Genomic DNA, 17779 nt, shown 5'->3' on the forward strand with positions numbered 1-17779 from the left:
GGCAGGCGTTCTGAGGGGTCAGACCTCCAGGGCCTTGACCACGCGGCGGGCACCGGCGAAGAGCATGCCGATGTTCACCGACTTCGGGCAGACGACGACCGCGACCACGTCGGCGTTCTGGTTGTTGCGGATGAACAGGTGGGTGAGGTTGGCGCTGTTGACCAGGATTTCCTGGAAGTAGTGCTCGCCGCTGGCGACGCCGCGGCGCTCCTTGAAGATGTCCTCGATCATCACCACCGTGCGGCCCTGGAACAGGTCGAGGGTCGCCCCGGCCAGCAGGTCCAGCACCTCCGGCGGGTGGGCGTCGGTGGTCTCGACGGCCAGCAGCATGCCGGTGGCCAGGTCGACGACGCCGGAGGCCAGGCAGTCGGGCACCTCCTGCCGCATCCGCTTCACCAGCAGGCTCATCTGGTCCGACAGGTTCTGGCCTTTGCCCAGCACAGCGGTTCTCCTTCTTCGGGGGTTCGGGGTTTCAGCAGGCGGTGAGGATCGAGCCGATGCGCTCGATCGCGGGCCGGGACGCGTGGTGCAGGCGGCCGATGTCGAGGCCTTCGTCGCCGAGCACGACCATCAGCGCCAGCCGGTCGACGGAGTAGACGGCGAGGTAGCCGCCGCTGCTGTGGACGACGGCCTGGCGGAACGCGCCCTGCCCGGTCGCGGCGGCCGTCGTGTGGGCCAGCCCGTGGTGGGCGGCGGCGAGCGCGGAGACGCCTTCGGGGTCGATGCGGTGCTCGGTGTCGGCCACGATGAGCAGGCCGTCCACCCCGGCCACGAGCGTGTCGGTGACCCCGCTCACCTGCCGCCGGAGCGCGGTGAGCTCGCCGACCAGCGCGTCACGGTCCACGGGGAAGTCCTTTCCGGTGCGGGATTTCGTCGGTGTGCCGGCGGTTTCCGGTACCGGACGGCCCGGCCCGGATGCGGTTGAGCAGCCGCGGCAGCACCTGCCAGCCGGACGGCCGCCGCAGGTCGTCCGCGACGCCGCTGGCGCCGGGAGCGCGCTGCGGGAGCGCCGGTTGCGGGTCGGCGACGACGGCCACGCCGGCTTCGCGGGTCCGCGGCCGCAGCGGCGCGAGCGAGCCGGCGGTGCCGGTGGGCACGTCGTCGGCGACGGTCAGCAGGCCGTCGCCGACCATCCGGGACGCCTCGACCGTCACCGGGTAGACGTTGCGGCCCAGCAGGAACGCGATGTCGCGGGCACAGCGCCTGCCGTTGGCGCTGTCCAGGATGGCGCGCCGGGTGGTGCCGAGCGGGGCCGCGCCGACGACGGCGGCGAGGCGTTCCCGGTGCGGGGACACCGGCGTGGGCAGGGACGCGAGCGCGTCGAGCCGCCGCGCGGTCTCGGCCAGCAGCCGGTCGGGTTCGAGGGCCGGGCGGACCGGTACCGGCACCTCCAGCGGTTCGGGGTCCACGGCGTACTCGTCGATGGTGCCGGCGACGATGACGAAGGCGCCGTCCTGGGCGGCCATCGTGGTGACCAGCCGCAGTTCGGTGCCGCCGACCCCGGCGAGCGCGGCGACCGGATCGGCGGCCCGCAGGACGGCCGACCAGTCCGGTTCGCCGATCCGGCCCGACCGCAGCAGCAGCGTTTCGGTCCCGGGCGCACCCGGGCTGTCGACCGCCACCACGGCTCCTTCCCGCAGGTGGACCACGCCGCCGGGGTGGCCCGCGAGGTACAGCGAACCGGTGATCCGGTCGGCGCGGCACGCGCCGAGCGCCCAGGCGAGGAAGCCGAACGAAGACCGGGCTCGGGTGTCGGTCACTGCACTCCTGTGATTTCGGAAATTCCGGTCCCGATGATCGGTTTCGGGTTCCGGGGAGTGGCCGACTCTATGGCAACGACGCCGTTGTTCCCAGCCGGTTCCCCCATTCTTCGCAATGGTGGAAAACTCTTGCCGTGGACGCCGGTGAAGCGAAAAGAAACCGCCAGTCGTGCCACAAGTTCTCGTGCTGCCAACGAAACCGGCCCCGTGTGTGGGCGGATCCGGCGTATGGCATCCTCTCGCGATCGACCCCCGGGAAACGCGAGGTGATCGGCTTGTACGGACGTGACGTGGCGGAATGGCAAAAGATGATCGACGAGGGCAAGGCGATTCTGATCGCCCGCGCGGTCGTCGACAGGACGACGTCCTTCGGTGAATTCGCCGCCGCGCTGAGCCGGCGCACCGGGGTGGCCGGGTTCGACTTCACGACCGCGGCCGGGCGGGCGGGCATGGCCTACCTGCTCGACCGCATCTCCGAAGCCGCGTTCGACGAGTCGGGCGGCAGGCTGCTCGGGGCGCTCGTCCGGAACCTGGGCGCGGACGACGCCGGGCCGGGTTTCTACCGGCTCGCCGCCCGCAAGGGCTTGGCGGTACCGCGCACCCGGGGCGGGCGTCAGCTGTTCTGGGCCCAGCACGTCCGCGAGCTGCACGAGCACTTCGCCCGCAGCGGCCGCCGTCCCGCGGCGGGGTGATCTCCGGCCGCGGAGGCCACCCCGGCGGATGCCGTCAACGCGACAAAACGGCAGTCAGAACTTGCCGCAGCTCGCCGGCCGGGTTCCCGGCGGGCGCCGGGGAGCGCCACGCGACGACGCCGTCCGGCCGCACCAGCGACGCTCCGCCCGCCGAAAGCCCGTACCGGGACGCGAAGACGTCGTCATCGATCGCGTGGCAGGCCAGGCGGACGCCCAGGTCCGCGGCGACGTCCGCCACCGCCGGCCGCCAGCGGGCGTCCTCCCCGGCGCACAGCAGCACCCACGACCGGCCCAGCAGGTCCACAGTGGACGCCAGCCCGGGCGCCCGGAAGCCGGGGCGCCCGGTCGGCGCGTGCACGTCCTCGACGCGCTCGCCGTCGTCCGGCGGCTCCGGGATCACGGCCGTCGAGCGGTAGCGGAAGCCCAGCACGATCGCCGGCTGGTCCTCCGCCTCCGTCAGCCCGGAGACGTCGAGGTCGGGGTGCATGCGCTGCTTCAGGTTGTGCAGCGACGTGTCGATCACCATCCGCGCGATCGGCCGCCGCTCGGCTTCGTAGGTGTCGAGCAGCCCGGGACCCGCCTCGCCGCGCAGGACCGCCGCGAGCTTCCACGCGATGTCCGCGGCGTCGCCGACCGCGGTGTTGCCGCCCATGCCACCGGTCGGCGGGGTCACCTTCGCCGCGTCGCCGATCAGGAAGACCCGGCCGGCGCGGAACCGGTCGGCCAGCCGCGCGGCGACCTCCCACGAGCCGGTCCAGACGATCTCCGGCGCCAGGTCCGGCCGGTCGGTGGCCGCGCGGATCATCGCCACCAGCCGCTCGTGGGTGAAGTCCGCCGGGCTTTCGCCGCGGTCCGGGAAGTAGTCCGGGGCGAAGACGTACCGGTTCGGCACGTCGGTGGTGACGAACCCGGCGGTGAAGTCCGGGTGCCGGAGGTAGAACAGGTCGGACACGCCGCTCAGCACCCGGTCGCCGAGGTCGGCGTCGAACACCACGCCGAGGCAGTGGCTCAGCGCGTCCATCCCGGTGGTCCCGATGCCGAGCCGCCGCCGGATCCCGCTGCGCCCGCCGTCGGCGGCGACGACGTAGTCCGCGCGGACCACGGTCTCCTTCCCGGACTCGCGGTGGCGCAGGGTCGCCGTGACGCCGTCGGCGTCCGGCGCCAGGTCCGTCAGCTCGGTCCGGAACCGCACCCGCGCACCCGCCTTCTCGGCGTGCGCCAGCAGGATCGGCTCCACCACGTCCTGGCCGGCCATGCCGGCGGGCAGCGTCGTCGACGCCGAGACGTCGAATTCGCTGCCGTCCTGGACCAGCCGGTGCAGCACCCGGCCGGCCAGGCTGGTCGCGACGGTGATCCGCAGCCCCTGCGACGCCCGCGGGCTGGCCGCCAGCACCTCCTCGTCGATTCCCGCCCAGTGGAACAACTCCATCGTGCGCCAGTTCTGCCCGGCGGCGCGCGAGTGGACCGACGTTCCCGCGTGCCGCTCGACGGCCAGCACGTCCACTCCCGCCTGCGCCAGGAACAGCGACGCCGACAGCCCGCCCAGTCCCGCCCCGACGACCAGCACCTGTACCCGCTCGGTCACGACTACCTCCCTGCCCGTGAATCTCCCTGTAAAAGTATCTTAGACACAAAGAAATCAATATGACAAGGCAATTCGACTCCCAGGACGTGGGAAAGGTTGGGTAGGCCGTTCGGCGCAAGTAGCTTCGTCCCGGCAGCCCCTCCGCGAACCCCTTGAGCCGCAAGGAGAAAACCGATGACCGAGACCTCGGCGTGGTCCTTCGAGACCAAGCAGATCCACGCGGGCGCCGCGCCGGACCCGGCCACCGGGGCGCGGGCGACGCCGATCTACCAGACGACGTCCTACGTCTTCCGCGACAGCCAGCACGGCGCCGACCTGTTCAGCCTCGCCGAGCCGGGCAACATCTACACGCGGATCATGAACCCGACCCAGGACGTGCTGGAGCAGCGGCTCGCCGCGCTCGAAGGCGGCGTCGCGGCACTCGCGTTCGCGTCCGGCTCGGCCGCGACCACGGCGGCGATCCTGAACCTCGCCGGCGCGGGCGACCACTTCGTCTCCAGCCCGTCGCTCTACGGCGGCACCTACAACCTCTTCCACTACACGCTGCCGAAGCTCGGCGTCGAGGTCACCTTCATCGAGGACCAGGACGACCTGGAGCAGTGGCGCGCCGCCGTCCGGCCGAACACCAAGCTGTTCTTCGCCGAGACGCTGGCCAACCCGGGCAGCAACGTCCTCGACATCCGCGGCGTCGCCGACGTCGCGCACGAGGCCGGCGTCCCGCTCGTCGTCGACAACACCGTGCCCACGCCGTACCTGCTGCGCCCGATCGAGCACGGCGCCGACGTCGTCGTGCACTCCGCGACGAAGTACCTCGGCGGCCACGGAACCACGGTGGCCGGCGTGCTGGTCGACGGCGGCACGTTCGACTTCGGCAAGAACCCGGAGAAGTTCCCCGGCTTCAACGAGCCGGACCCGAGCTACCACGGCCTGAAGTACTGGGAGGCGCTCGGCCCGGGGTCGTACGCGGCGAAGGCGCGCGTCCAGATCCTGCGCGACACGGGTGCGGCGATCTCGCCGCTGAACAGCTTCCTGATCCTGCAGGGCATCGAGACGCTGTCGCTGCGCCTCGAGCGGCACGTGTCGAACGCGCAGGCGCTGGCCGAGTGGCTGGAGCAGCGCGACGAGGTCGAGAAGGTGTACTACGCCGGCCTGCCGTCGAGCCCGCACCACGCCAACGCGCAGAAGTACCTGCCGCGCGGCGCGGGCGCGGTCCTGTCGTTCGACCTGCGCGGCGGCGTCGAGGCGGGCCGGAAGTTCGTCGACGGCACCGAGCTGCACAGTCAGCTGGTGAACATCGGCGATGTCCGCAGCCTGATCGTGCACCCGGCGTCGACCACGCACAGCCAGCTGACGCCCGAGGAGCAGCTCGCCAGCGGCGTCACCCCGGGCCTGGTGCGCCTGGCCGTCGGGCTCGAAGGCATCGAGGACCTCAAGGCCGACCTCGAAGCCGGATTCCGGGCGGCGAAGGCGGAACTGTGACCGTCACCGGCGCCTGGCGGGTCGGCGACCCGCCGGGCCGCCGGAAGTTCGTCACCGGCCCCGGCGCGCTCGCGCTGGAGGCCGGTGGCGTGCTGCCGTCGTTCACCCTCGCCTACGAGACGTGGGGGACGCTCAACTCCGACGCGTCCAACGCGATCCTCGTCGAGCACGCGCTGACCGGGGACAGCCACGCGGCCGGGCCCGCCGAGCCGGGGCACCCGAGCGAGGGCTGGTGGGACGCGCTGATCGGGCCGGGCAAGGCCGTGGACACGAACGAGTACTTCGTCGTCGTGCCGAACGTGCTGGGTGGCTGCCAGGGCTCGACCGGGCCGTCGTCACCCGACCCGGACGGGACGCCGTGGGGCAGCCGGTTCCCGGTGGTGACCGTGTGGGACCAGGTCGCGGCCGAAGCGGCACTGGCGGACGCGCTGGGCATCGGCCGCTGGGCAGCCGTCATCGGCGGCTCGATGGGCGGGATGCGGGCGCTGGAGTGGGCGGTTTCGCAGCCTTCGCGGGTGGCTTCGGTGCTGGTGCTGGCCTCGACCGCGCGGGCGTCGGCCGAGCAGATCGCCTGGGCGGCCCCGCAGCTGCACGCGATCCGCAGCGACCCGGCGTTCCACGGCGGTGACTACTACTCGGCGGCCGAAGGACCCGTGGCCGGGCTCGGCATCGCCCGCCGGATCGCGCACGTCACCTACCGGAGTGAACCCGAGCTGGCCCAGCGGTTCGGCCGCGCCCCGCAGGACGGCGAAGACCCCCTGCGCGGCGGCCGGTTCGCCGTCGAGTCCTATTTGGACCACCACGCGGCCAAGCTGGCCCGCCGCTTCGACGCGAACAGCTACCTGGTGCTGACCGAGTCGATGAACACCCACGACGTCGGCCGCGGCCGCGGCGGCGTGGCGGCGGCACTCGGCCGGGTGACGGCGCGGGCGGTGATCGCCGGCGTCGACAGCGACCGGCTCTACCCGCTGTACCAGTCGGCGGAGATCGCGGACGGCATCCCGGGCGCACCGGAGCCGTCGGTGGTGTCGTCGCCCTACGGCCACGATTCGTTCCTCATCGAAACCGGTCAGATCGCGGCACTGGTGAAGCACCTGCTGGGATAGGGGCCCCTAGTCGGAGACGGCCTCGGAGATCCAGGGTGCCACCGGCAGGTCGCGGTCCAGGCACTCCACCGACAGCCGGATGGTCCAGCGCAGCGCCTGCAGGACGAGGCTGTCGACCTCGTCCGGGGCTGCGTTGGCGAGGGCGATCTCGACCTGCTCCTGCGCGGCCTCGGTGTTGCCGTGGACCTCCGCGAGCAGCGTCCGGACGGCGGTCCGCACGGGTGGGTCGGCCTGGTCGATCGAGACCTCTTCGCCGTCCTCGTCGAACACCTGGACCTTCACCGGGGCGCTGCCGCCGTCGCCGAGGGTGGCGACCATCGCGCTGCACTCGCCGAAGAGCAGCAGCATGAGGGCCTTCGTCTCGTCCGCGCGGGCCTGCGGCTCGGCGGCCGACGGTGCGACCTCGCCCAGTGCTTCGGCGTCGTCACCGAGGCTCAGCGCGGTCAACGCGCGCTGAGCCTTCTCGACGAGCCGTCGCTCCTGCTCGCTCCAATCCGGGTCCACGTGCCCCATCAAACACCACGACGGCGCCCGTGGGGATACCTTGATCCCCTGATGGTCATCCGGCCGCGCGAAGAGCACCCAGCGCAAGCCGGCAGAGCAGTTCGGCGAGCTCGTCGTCACCGAGATGGCGGTTGTACGGGGTCGAGTTGATCAGTCCGAACACGGCGTGTGCCGCCGACCGGGCCTGCCGTTCCCCCAGGTCCGGGACGGCTTCGCGGATCGCCCGCACCCACACCTCGACGTACTGCCGCTGCAGCGCGCGCACCTGCTTGCGGTCGGCGTCGGTGAGGTTCGCGAGGTTGCGCTCCTGAACGGTGATCAACGCCGGGTGCGCGAGCGCGAAGTCGACGTGGAACCGCACCAGGCCGGTCAGCGTGTCGTCGGGCGCACCCGGCCGGCCGGCCCGCTCGGTGCCGCCGTCGAGCAGGTAGCGGCTGATCGAGTTCAGCATCTCGCCGAGGATCGCGTCCTTGCTGCGGAAGTGCCGGTAGAGCCCCGGCCCGGAGATCCCGACCGCCGCCCCGATGTCGTCGATGCCGACACCGTGGAAGCCGTGGTGGGCGAACAGCTCGGCGGCCGCGGACAGGATCTGTTCGCGCCTGCTCGCCTTCTCGCCGTTCACGAGAGGGGTGGGGTTGGCCGGCATCCGGTCAGTTTAGAGCGGCAGGTTAGCGAGCGCTAACGTCACCGCGTCCCCGGCTGCGGTGCCCTGGTGGCACCGCAGCCGGGGCCGGTCACGTGGTGCAGGCCGCCGCGCCCAGCTTGACGGCCGAAGGTGCGCCCGACGGGCCGTTGGCGGTGAAGCCGAGCGACACCGCCGCCCCGGCGCCCAGTGACGGGCTGTAGGACGGCGCGCTCACGGTCACCGTGGTCCCCGACTGGGTGAAGGTGCCGTTCCAGCCGCTGGCGACGGTGGCGCCGGCGGGCAGGGTGAACACGACGGTCCACGGGTTGACGGCGGTCGTCGCGGTGTTGGTGACGGTCAGCGAGCCCTGGAAGCCGCCCTGCCAGGAATTGTCCAGTTTCCACGCCGTCGTGCACCCGCCGGTGCCGCCACCGGTCGTCGGGGTCGTCGGGGTGGTGGCCGGGGTGGTCGTCGTCGGGTCGGGGCCGCCGCCGGCTGGCGGGATGAGGTAGGGCTGGAGGATGCTCTGCTTCGCCTGGTTGACCGTGGTCCAGTCGTCGTTGAGGATGCCGCCGGTGTCCCCGGAGTTGGGGTTCCACGACCAGTAGGTGAACGAGATGCCGTTGACGCCCGTCCCGGTGTAGGCCATCAGCTTTTCCAGCCACACCTTGTCGACCGGGTTCGCCAGCGTGGTGCCGAACTCGCCCATCATCAGGGGCGCGATGTTCTGCTTGTAGAGGTAACCCCAGTAGTGGTCCCAGATCGCGGTCAGGTTCGCCGGGTAGTCGGGAGCGCTGAACCACGGCTGGTTGTAGACCGAGGTGGCGTACTCGTGCGGGGAGTACACCAGCCGCCCGGGCACGGACAGGCGGACCGGGAACTCGCCCGCCTTCGACAGGTTCCCGCCCCACCAGCCGCAGTCCTCGTCGTTGGACGGGTCGCCGTCCCACACGTTCGACAGCCCGCCGCTGGGGCAGCTCACGCCCTCGACGAAGATCAGCCAGTTCGGCTGCACGCCCAGGATCGCGTTGCCGGCGCGTTCGGCGGCCAGCCGCCAGTCGCGGGCGGTGTCGCCGCAGCCCCAGCACGCGCCGGTCGCGGCCGGGTTGGTGCCCTCGGCGTGCGGCTCGTTGTGCAGGTCCGCGCCGATGACCGTGGTGTTGCCCGCGTAGTGCTGGGCGAGGGTCTTCCAGTCGTTGATCCAGGTGCTTTCCGGGACGCCGGCGGTGTACCAGAGCGCGGTCTGCCCCGCGCTGGTCGGCCGGTGCCGGTCGAGGATGACGCGCATCCCCTTCGTCCCCGCGTAGCCGATCACCTTGTCCAGGATCTGCAGCGGCGAGAGCCCGATCAGGTCGGGGTTGGTGTAGTCGTTGATCCCGGTGGCCGTGGCGCCGGGTTTCAGCGCGTCGTCGGAGAACGGCACGCGCAGGGTGTTGTAGCCCAGCTGCGCCATCTGGTCGAGCTGCTGGCGCCAGGTGCGGCTGGACCACAGGCCGTGGAAGGTCTTGTTGTCGGTCTCCATCCCGAACCAGTTGATGCCGGTCAGCCGGACGGTCGCGCCCGTGCTGTCCAGGATCTTGTTGCCGCTGGTGTGCAGGTACCCGGTGCCCGTACCGCCGGCGGCCGCCGCAACCTGGCCGGTCGCGCCGAAGGTGACCAGCCCGCTCGCGGCCACCACGGCCGCGGCCAGCAGGCCGAACGCCTTTCTCAGCTGCGTCATCTGCTCTCCTTTGAGCGGAACGTCGTTCTGGGAGCGCTCCCAGACGAGGTTAGCGACCGCGGACCCCCTGTTCAAGGGCGCCGGGCGAACCCGTTTCGCCATCGGCACGGCCGGCCGCCGAGACGTTCGCGACCGGCCGTGGCGATCGCCGCCGCCGCGCCGTCCGCGGGTGCCGCGGACGGCGCGGCAGTCCGTCACACGTTCGGTGACGTGCCCAGGTTGACGCCCTTGGCGATGCCCATCGAGTTCACCGCGCCGCTTTGGGCGAGCGTCTGCCCGAAGCACACCGACCACGAGTTCGCCGCGACCCCCGACGACGCACAGGTCCAGATGCCGAGGCCGGTCCCCGCCGAGGTGTAGAGGTCCATCCGCGCGCTCACGGAGAAGAGACCGGACTGGTTGTTGCGCACGATCACCGCGCCCTGCACGGCGCCCCCGCCCACGGACCTGATCGCGCAGACCTGGGCGAGCACGTTGGTGGCGATCGCCTTCGAGCCGGCGCAGTGCCACGTGGCGGGGCTGGAGGTGATCGGGTTGGTGTTGCCGTAGGCGTGCCACGAACCGCTGTCCGCGGCCGCGGCGGTGCCCGTGGTCGCCAGGGCCAGTCCCAGGCCCGCGGCGATGGTGGTCAGACCGGCGAGGGCCTTGCGTGCGACCGTCATCGGAGTTCCCCTCTCGTCGAGCCCCGGTCGGCTCCGGGGCTTCCCTGAGGAATTGCGCCGCGCGGGCCGGCGGTTGAGCCGCAAGCGGCCCGTTCACCCGAACGCCCGCTGACCAACCGCTGACATTTCACACTTCCGGTGTGGGCCGAGTGGGTACCTACCGGTAACTAGGGGTTCCTTGTCAGCCCTCCACCTGCTGTCCTATTCGGGTCGGCCCTGTCACAAAGGAGTGACCCATGGCTGTTCCCACCCGTAACTTCAGGCGATCCCTTCTACGGTTGAGCACGGCCCTGGGGGCCGTTGTCCTTGCATCTCTCGGCGTCACGGGCCTCGCCCAAGCCGCCGGGACCGTCTACGCCGCGCTCGGCGACTCCTACTCCTCCGGGGTCGGGGCCGGCAGCTACGGCAGTTCCGGAAGCTGTTACCGCAGCTCCAAGGCCTATCCGCAGCTGTGGGCCAACGCCCACAGCGGAACCTCTTTCACGTTCCTCGCCTGCTCCGGCGCGAAGACCGGGGACGTGATCAACCAGGCGAACTCGATCCCCTCGTCGGCCACGCTCGTCACGGTGACCGTCGGCGGGAACGACGCCGGGTTCAGCGACGTGATCACCACCTGCACCCTGGGCAGTGACTCCGACTGCGTGAACCGCGTCAACACGGCCAAGACTTACGTGAACAACACGCTGCCGCCGCTGTTGACCAACACCTACAACGCGATCAAGGCCAAGGCGCCGGGCGCCCAGCTCGTCGTCCTGTCCTACCCGCGCTTCTACACCGTGCCCGGCTCCTGCTGGGTCGGGCTGAGTGACACCAAACGGTCCGCGATCAACTCCGGCGCGGACGCGCTCGCGTCGGTGATCCAGTCGCGGGCGGGCTCGGCGGGCGCGACCTTCGTCGACGTCCGGCCGTCGTTCGTCGGGCACAACATCTGCTCGTCGGCCGACGACTACCTGCACAGCCTGACCTGGCCGGTGATCGAGTCCTACCACCCGACCGTCGCCGGGCAGTCGGGCGGCTACTACGCCCCGCTGCGGGCGGCGATCGGCTGAGCGCACCCGTGACGGCCACCCCGGTCCGCCGGGGTGGCCGTTCGCGCGTTCCGGCGACTGGACACCCACGTTAGCGGTCGCTAACATCGAGGCGGAGGTTAACGACCGCTAACTTCGAGGGAGCCCATGGACACGCCGGCACTGGGGACTACGGCTGCCCCGGACAGCGAGGCCTACGCCCGCAATGCCACTTCCCACGCGGAGCTGGTGGAAGACCTCCGCAAACGTTTGGCCGCCACCCGGCCGGGCGGCCCCGAGAAGGCCCGCACCCGGCACGTCGAGCGCGGCAAGCTGCTGCCGCGCGACCGCGTCGACACGCTGCTCGACCCGGGGTCGCCGTTCCTCGAGCTGTCCCCGCTGGCCGCGAACGGGCTGTACGACGACGAAGCGCCGTCGGCGGGCATCATCACCGGCGTCGGGCGGGTTTCGGGCCGGGAGTGCGTGGTCGTCGCCAACGACGCCACCGTCAAGGGCGGCACGTACTACCCGATGACGGTGAAGAAGCACCTGCGCGCCCAGGAGGTCGCCCTCCACAACAACCTGCCGTGCGTCTACCTGGTGGACTCCGGCGGAGCGTTCCTGCCTCGGCAGGACGAGGTCTTCCCGGATCGTGAACACTTCGGCCGGATCTTCTACAACCAGGCGACGATGTCCGCGCGCGGCATCCCGCAGATCGCCGCCGTGCTCGGCTCCTGCACCGCCGGCGGCGCCTACGTCCCGGCGATGAGCGACGAGGCCGTCATCGTCCGGAACCAGGGCACGATCTTCCTCGGCGGCCCGCCGCTGGTGAAGGCGGCGACCGGCGAGGTCGTCACGGCCGAAGAACTCGGCGGCGGTGACGTCCACGCGCGCCAGTCCGGCGTCACCGACCACCTGGCCGACGACGACGCGCACGCGCTGCGGATCGTCCGGTCCATCGTCTCGACGCTCGGCCCGCGCGCGCCGCGTCCCTGGGACGTCCTGCCGACCGAGGCCCCCGCGGTCGACCCGGCCGAGCTGTACGGTGTCGTGCCGACCGACCCGCGCGTGCCCTACGACGTGCGCGAGGTGATCGCCCGGATCGTCGACGGCAGCCGGTTCGGCGAGTTCAAGAAGGAGTACGGCGCGACGCTGGTCACCGGGTTCGCCCGGATCCACGGCCACCCGGTCGGCATCGTCGCGAACAACGGCGTGCTGTTCGCGGAGTCGGCGATGAAGGGCGCGCACTTCATCGAGCTGTGCGACAAGCGCTCGATCCCGCTGCTGTTCCTGCAGAACATCACCGGCTTCATGGTCGGGCGGGCGTACGAGGCCGGCGGCATCGCCAAGCACGGCGCGAAGATGGTCACCGCGGTGGCGTGCGCGCGGGTGCCGAAGCTGACCGTCGTGATCGGCGGCTCGTTCGGGGCCGGCAACTACTCGATGTGCGGCCGGGCGTACTCGCCGAGGTTCCTCTGGATGTGGCCGAACGCTCGGATCTCGGTGATGGGCGGCGAGCAGGCGGCGTCGGTGCTGTCGACGGTCCGCCGCGACTCGATCGAAGCCCGCGGCGGCGAATGGTCCACAGAGGACGAAGAGGCGTTCAAGGACCCGATCCGCGAGCAGTACGAGGCCCAGGGCAGCCCGTACTACTCGACCGCGCGGCTGTGGGACGACGGCGTGATCGACCCGGCCGACACCCGCACGGTGCTCGGCCTCGCCCTCTCGGCCGCGGCCAACGCGCCGCTGGCCGAGGTCAACTACGGCGTCTTCCGGATGTGAGGGGCATGTTCGACTCAGTGTTGGTCGCGAACCGGGGCGAGATCGCGGTCCGGGTCATCCGCACGCTGCGGGCGCTGGGCATCCGCGCGGTCGCCGTGTACAGCGACGCGGACGCCGACGCGCGGCACGTCCGGGAGGCGCACACGGCCGTGCGCATCGGCCCGGCGGAGGCCGCGCGCAGTTACCTGAACATTTCGGCCATTGTGGACGCCGCAGTGTCCTCCGGTGCACAGGCGGTGCACCCGGGTTACGGCTTCCTGGCCGAGAACGCCGAGTTCGCGCGCGCCTGCGAAGAGGCCGGGCTGGTCTTCATCGGCCCGCCGGTCGCGGCGATCGACGCCATGGGCGACAAGATCCGCGCCAAGGCCACCGTGTCCAAGGCCGGGGTGCCGGTCGTGCCCGGTGCGTCCGATGTGGACATCCCGCCCGGCGGGTTCGCCGACGCGGCGGCGAAGGTCGGCTACCCGCTGCTGCTCAAGCCCTCCGCGGGCGGTGGCGGCAAGGGGATGCGGCTGGTGCACGCCCCCGAGGAACTGGACGCGGCGATCGAGTCGGCGCGGCGGGAGGCCAAGGGGTCCTTCGGTGACGACACCTTGCTGGTGGAGCGGTTCGTCACGACCCCGCGGCACATCGAGATCCAGGTCATGGCCGACCGGCACGGCAACGTCATCCACCTCGGCGAGCGCGAGTGCAGCCTGCAGCGGCGGCACCAGAAGATCATCGAGGAAGCGCCGTCGGTGCTGCTCGACGAGAAAACCCGCGAGAATATGGGCTCGGCGGCGGTCGAGGCCGCGCGTTCGGTCGGGTACGTCGGCGCCGGGACCGTCGAGTTCATCATGTCGGCGAAGAACCCGGACGAGTTCTTCTTCATGGAGATGAACACCCGGCTGCAGGTCGAGCACCCGGTCACCGAGCTGGTCACCGGACTCGACCTGGTCGAGTGGCAGGTCCGGGTCGCGGCCGGGGAGCACCTCACCGTGGCGCAGGACGACGTGGTGTTGAACGGCCACGCCGTCGAGGCGCGCGTTTACGCCGAGGACCCGGCGCGCGGGTTCATCCCGACCGGCGGGACGGTGCTGGCGGTGCACGAGCCGGCCGGCGACGGCGTCCGCGTCGACTCGTGGATGACGCCGGGCGCGGTGGTCGGCTCGAACTACGACCCGATGCTGGCCAAGGTCATCGCCTGGGGCCCGGACCGCGCGGCCGCGCTGCACCGGCTCGACCTGGCCTTGGCCGACACGGCGCTGCTGGGCATCGGCACGAACACCGCGTTCCTGCGCGGGCTGCTGGCCGACCCTGACGTCCGCGCGGGCAAGCTCGACACCGAGCTGGTGGACCGCTCCCTGTCCACTTTGGTCTCTTCGGACGTGCCCGCGGAGTTCTTCGTCGCGGCCGCCCTGGACCGGTTCCTGGAGCTACAGCCGTCCGGGCCCGTCGTGGACCCGTGGGACGTGCCGGACGGCTGGCGGATGGGTGGCTCCGGCGGGGTGACGTTCCGGCTGAAGTCCGGCACCGCCCGCGCGGTGGTCCGGGTGCAGGGCACGCCCGCCGCGGCGACGGTGTTCGTCGACGACGCCGCGCCGGTGCACGTGTCGGCCCGGCGGGACGGCGACGTCCTGGAGGTCCGGCACGCGGGCGGGTTCCACCGCTACCGGCAGGCCTGCGGTCCGGACCGGACGGTCTGGCTGGCCCGCGACGGCCTCGGGTTTCCCTTCGGGGAGCAGGAGTTCGTGCTCTCGTCCCGCGGCGAGGCCGCCGGGGCCGGGCCGGTCACCAGCCCGATGCCGGGCACGGTGCTCGTGGTCAAGGTCGCGGCCGGTGACGTCGTGAAGGCCGGAACGCCGTTGCTGGTCGTCGAAGCGATGAAGATGGAGCACACGGTCACCGCGCCGATCGACGGCGTGGTCAGCGAACTCCCCGTCCGGGCCGGCCAACAGGTCGCGCTGGACGAAACCCTAGCCGTCGTAAGCCCCCAAGAGGAGCAGCCGTGATCGACTTCCGCCTGGACGAGGAGTACGAGTCCCTCCGCAAGACCGTCGAGGACTTCGCGCACGCCGAAGTCGCGCCGGTGATCGGCGACCTGTACGAGAAGGAAGAGTTCCCGTACGCGATCGTCGCGAAGATGGGCGAGATGGGCCTGTTCGGCCTGCCGTTCCCCGAGGAGTTCGGCGGCATGGGCGGCGACTACTTCGCGCTGTGCCTGGCCCTGGAGGAACTGGCCCGCGTCGACTCGTCGGTCGCGATTACGCTGGAAGCCGGCGTTTCCCTCGGCGCGATGCCGATCTACCGCTTCGGCAACCAGGAGCAGAAGGAGAAGTGGCTCCCCGACCTGTGCGCGGGAACGGCATTGGGCGGCTTCGGCCTGACCGAACCGGGCGGCGGCTCGGACGCCGGCGCCACGCGCACCCGCGCCTCGCTGGACGGTGACGAGTGGATCGTCAACGGCAGCAAGGCGTTCATCACGAACTCGGGCACGGACATCACCCGGTTCGTCACGGCCACCGCGGTCACCGACGTGATGGAGAACGGCCGCAAGGAGATCTCGGCGATCCTCATCCCGTCCGGCACACCGGGCTTCGCCGTGGCGCCCAAGTACTCCAAGGTCGGCTGGAACTGCTCGGACACCCACGAACTGTCCTTTTCGGACGTCCGGGTGCCCGCGGAGAACCTGATCGGCGTCCGCGGCCGCGGGTACGCGCAGTTCCTGTCCATCCTGGACGAAGGCCGGGTCGCGATCGCCGCGCTGTCGGTCGGTCTCGCGCAGGGCTGCGTCGACGAATGCCTCAAGTACGTCAAGGACCGGGTGGCGTTCGGCAAGCGGATCGGCGAGTACCAGGCGATCCAGTTCAAGGTCGCGGACATGGAGGTCCGCACGCACACCGCGCGCCTGGCCTACTACCAGGCGGCGTCGAAGATGCTGCGCGGCGAGCCGTTCAAGAAGGAGGCGTCGATCGCCAAGCTGGTGGCCTCCAACGCGGCGATGGACAACGCCCGCGACGCGACGCAGATCTTCGGCGGGTACGGCTTCATGAACGAGTTCCCGGTCAGCCGCTTCTACCGCGACGCCAAGATCCTGGAGATCGGCGAGGGGACCAGCGAGGTCCAGAAGATGCTGATCTCGCGCCACCTCGGCGTGGCCTGACCGGCCGAGGGGCACCGCCACGCCGTGGCGGTGCCCCTCGTGCCTACTGCGGCTGTTGCTGCTTCTTGTCTTCCTCCGCCCAGGCCGCTTCCGCCTGCATCTGGATGTCGGTGAGACCGCGGTCGACCTGCACGATGTCCTTGCCCGCCCAGCCCACGAAGTTCTTCGAGCTCTTGGCGTCCGAAAGCGCCTTGAGCATCGGGTAGTACTCCGGGTGGTTCTTCTTGATCCAGTCGTCGGCGAACTTCATCTTCTGGTAGCTGTCGCCGAACTTGGTCTTCAGCCAGTCCTCGTGCTTCTTGATGGTCGAGATGTCGTGGTCGCTCAGGTGCGACTTCGGCGGCGTCGGCTTGGGCGGCTCCGGCGGCTTCGGCAGCGGCCGCGAGAAGTTGGGCGTGGTGCCGTCACCGGGCGGCCGCGTGCTGGGAGTCGCGCCGCCACCGGGATTGTCGTGGGTGACGGCCGTGCCCGGCGGCGGCAGCGGCCGCGAGAAGTTGGGGGTCGTGCCGTCGCCCGGCGGCCGCGTGGTGGGAGTGGCGCCGCCACCCGGACGGTCGTGGGTGATCGCGGTGCCCGGCGGCGGCACCGGCGTCAGCTCGTGGCCCGCGCTCGACGACGAGCCCGGCTTGCCCTTGACCAGCTTCGACAGCCCGGTGAGGCGGGCCAGCGTCCGGCCGGCGTAGGCGACGACCTTGGCGAGCTTCGCCATCATCGCCGCGACCTGCACCGAGACCGTCGCGACGCACTTGGTCACCCCGACGGCGATCGACGCGCCGAAGGTGGGGATGGCCAGCGCGAGCGCGATCAGCATCGTGGAGATGATGTCGCCGAGGATCGTCGTGATGATGTCGCGCAGCAGCGAGCGGACCGCGCCGATCAGCGCCCCGGTGGTCTCGACCATGTAGCCGGCGACGTCGGCCGCCTTGGCGTTGGCGTCGATCCAGCCCTTCCGGTCGTTGATCGACTTCAGGAAGCTGTCGTAGCCCTTGCCCTGCCACTGGGTGATCGTCGCCTGGAGCGTCTTGTCGAGCTCCTCGCCGGTGTTGCGCAGGCTTTCGCCGATCTTGTGCAGCTCGTTGGCGACTTTGGTGACCTCGGAAGGGTTTCCCGCGACCTGGTCCAGCGGCCACTTCAGGAACGACACGTGCTCGATCAGCCAGCCCAGCCCGGCCGCGATCAGCTTCGCCAGCGGGTCCATGGCGAAGGCGACGGTGTCCAGGACGGCGCTGATGACGTTGATGCCCAGCTCGACGCTGACGGCCGCGAGGTCGCCGCCGTGTTCGGTCTGGACCTTGCCGATCGAGTCGCCGACCTGCTTCCAGCTGTCGAAGACGCCGGCGCCGGTGGTGGAGTTCGACGCGGTGATGGGAACGGTCACTTGCCCAGCTCCGTCTCGAAGGTGCTCAAACCCTGTGCCGTGTTCGAATCGTGGGTCGCGTAGGTTTCCGCGGCCTTCTTGACGTCGGCGGCCGACTTGCCGATGTCACCGGCGAGATTGCCGATTTCCCCGGTGATCACCGCCATCGTGATCCGCGACGGCACGGCGAGCACCTGCGCGAGCAGGATGCCGAAGGCGGCGTTGTCGAACCCGTTGGCCGCCTGCATCCGGTTCGCGGCGTCCTGCACCGCCGGCTGCGTCGTGCCCGACAGGAACTGGCTGAACTTCTGCAGCTCGGCCGGGTCGACCGAGAATCCTGCTCCGGAAACCACCGGTT

At 71.0% G+C, this 17779-nt stretch carries 17 protein-coding genes; 7 read left to right on the forward strand and 10 right to left on the reverse strand.

Annotated elements, in window-relative coordinates; genetic code table 11:
* Positions 1-18: 18 nt before the first annotated feature.
* Genes HUT10_RS34840 through HUT10_RS34850 form a run of 3 tightly spaced genes read right to left on the reverse strand, consistent with a single transcriptional unit; the run spans position 19 to position 1760 of the window.
* Positions 19-441, reverse strand: coding sequence for a hypothetical protein (locus HUT10_RS34840; protein ID WP_217709664.1), 423 nt, complete (start codon positions 439-441; stop codon positions 19-21).
* A 31-nt stretch (positions 442-472) separates the two neighbouring features.
* Positions 473-844: a roadblock/LC7 domain-containing protein gene (locus tag HUT10_RS34845; protein WP_176175067.1), complete on the reverse strand. Its 372-nt coding sequence runs from the start codon at positions 842-844 to the stop codon at positions 473-475.
* On the reverse strand, positions 834-1760 hold the full coding sequence (locus tag HUT10_RS34850) for a MarR family transcriptional regulator (RefSeq protein ID WP_176175068.1): 927 nt from the start codon (positions 1758-1760) through the stop codon (positions 834-836). The genes HUT10_RS34845 and HUT10_RS34850 overlap by 11 nt, the downstream gene beginning before the upstream one ends.
* A 290-nt stretch (positions 1761-2050) precedes the next feature.
* Between HUT10_RS34850 and HUT10_RS34855 the strand changes: the two genes are divergently transcribed.
* Positions 2051-2452: a hypothetical protein gene (locus tag HUT10_RS34855; RefSeq protein WP_254897151.1), complete on the forward strand. Its 402-nt coding sequence runs from the start codon at positions 2051-2053 to the stop codon at positions 2450-2452.
* A 34-nt stretch (positions 2453-2486) separates the two neighbouring features.
* Here the strand turns inward: HUT10_RS34855 and rdmE are convergent, their stop codons facing one another.
* Positions 2487-4037, reverse strand: a complete 1551-nt coding sequence (gene rdmE, locus HUT10_RS34860; protein WP_176175069.1) for an aklavinone 12-hydroxylase RdmE — start codon at positions 4035-4037, stop codon at positions 2487-2489.
* Positions 4038-4211: 174 nt separating this feature from the next.
* On the opposite strand from rdmE, the gene HUT10_RS34865 reads away from it, so the two are divergent.
* Both HUT10_RS34865 and HUT10_RS34870 read left to right on the forward strand, forming a co-directional pair.
* Positions 4212-5516, forward strand: coding sequence for a bifunctional o-acetylhomoserine/o-acetylserine sulfhydrylase (locus HUT10_RS34865; RefSeq protein ID WP_176175070.1), 1305 nt, complete (start codon positions 4212-4214; stop codon positions 5514-5516).
* Positions 5513-6622 carry a homoserine O-acetyltransferase gene (locus HUT10_RS34870; RefSeq protein WP_176175071.1) on the forward strand — a complete coding sequence of 370 codons (1110 nt, stop codon included), beginning with the start codon at positions 5513-5515 and terminating at the stop codon, positions 6620-6622. The genes HUT10_RS34865 and HUT10_RS34870 overlap by 4 nt, the downstream gene beginning before the upstream one ends.
* A gap of 6 nt (positions 6623-6628) precedes the next feature.
* Here the strand turns inward: HUT10_RS34870 and HUT10_RS34875 are convergent, their stop codons facing one another.
* The 4 genes from HUT10_RS34875 to HUT10_RS34890 all read right to left on the reverse strand — a co-directional run bounded on the left by HUT10_RS34875 (position 6629) and on the right by HUT10_RS34890 (position 10133).
* Complete coding sequence (locus HUT10_RS34875) at positions 6629-7135, reverse strand: hypothetical protein (RefSeq protein WP_176175072.1); 507 nt, start codon at positions 7133-7135, stop codon at positions 6629-6631.
* A 46-nt stretch (positions 7136-7181) separates the two neighbouring features.
* Positions 7182-7772 carry a TetR/AcrR family transcriptional regulator gene (locus tag HUT10_RS34880; protein WP_176175073.1) on the reverse strand — a complete coding sequence of 197 codons (591 nt, stop codon included), beginning with the start codon at positions 7770-7772 and terminating at the stop codon, positions 7182-7184.
* A gap of 88 nt (positions 7773-7860) precedes the next feature.
* Positions 7861-9471, reverse strand: coding sequence for a cellulase family glycosylhydrolase (locus tag HUT10_RS34885; RefSeq protein ID WP_176175074.1), 1611 nt, complete (start codon positions 9469-9471; stop codon positions 7861-7863).
* A gap of 194 nt (positions 9472-9665) precedes the next feature.
* Positions 9666-10133, reverse strand: a complete 468-nt coding sequence (locus tag HUT10_RS34890; RefSeq protein ID WP_176175075.1) for a hypothetical protein — start codon at positions 10131-10133, stop codon at positions 9666-9668.
* Positions 10134-10411: 278 nt separating this feature from the next.
* Here HUT10_RS34890 and HUT10_RS34895 point away from each other — a divergent pair, with 278 nt between their 5' ends.
* The 4 genes from HUT10_RS34895 to HUT10_RS34910 all read left to right on the forward strand — a co-directional run bounded on the left by HUT10_RS34895 (position 10412) and on the right by HUT10_RS34910 (position 16064).
* Positions 10412-11182 (forward strand): SGNH/GDSL hydrolase family protein, encoded by a 771-nt coding sequence (locus HUT10_RS34895; protein WP_176175076.1) that lies wholly within the window; start codon positions 10412-10414, stop codon positions 11180-11182.
* 126 nt (positions 11183-11308) lie between these two features.
* Positions 11309-12922: a carboxyl transferase domain-containing protein gene (locus HUT10_RS34900; protein ID WP_176175077.1), complete on the forward strand. Its 1614-nt coding sequence runs from the start codon at positions 11309-11311 to the stop codon at positions 12920-12922.
* Between the two features lie 5 nt (positions 12923-12927).
* Entirely contained in the window at positions 12928-14913 is a 1986-nt protein-coding gene (locus tag HUT10_RS34905; protein ID WP_176175078.1) for a biotin carboxylase N-terminal domain-containing protein, read from the forward strand.
* Entirely contained in the window at positions 14910-16064 is a 1155-nt protein-coding gene (locus HUT10_RS34910; protein WP_176175079.1) for an acyl-CoA dehydrogenase family protein, read from the forward strand. Before HUT10_RS34905 ends, HUT10_RS34910 begins: the two co-directional genes overlap by 4 nt.
* Before the next feature lie 43 nt (positions 16065-16107).
* Here the strand turns inward: HUT10_RS34910 and HUT10_RS34915 are convergent, their stop codons facing one another.
* A complete protein-coding gene (locus tag HUT10_RS34915) occupies positions 16108-17442 on the reverse strand; it encodes a hypothetical protein (RefSeq protein ID WP_176175080.1) in 1335 nt (444 codons plus the stop codon).
* Positions 17439-17774: a hypothetical protein gene (locus tag HUT10_RS34920; RefSeq protein WP_176175081.1), complete on the reverse strand. Its 336-nt coding sequence runs from the start codon at positions 17772-17774 to the stop codon at positions 17439-17441. The genes HUT10_RS34915 and HUT10_RS34920 overlap by 4 nt, the downstream gene beginning before the upstream one ends.
* Positions 17775-17779: the final 5 nt, after the last annotated feature.

The sequence above is a fragment of the Amycolatopsis sp. Hca4 genome (assembly GCF_013364075.1).
Classification (GTDB): domain Bacteria; phylum Actinomycetota; class Actinomycetes; order Mycobacteriales; family Pseudonocardiaceae; genus Amycolatopsis.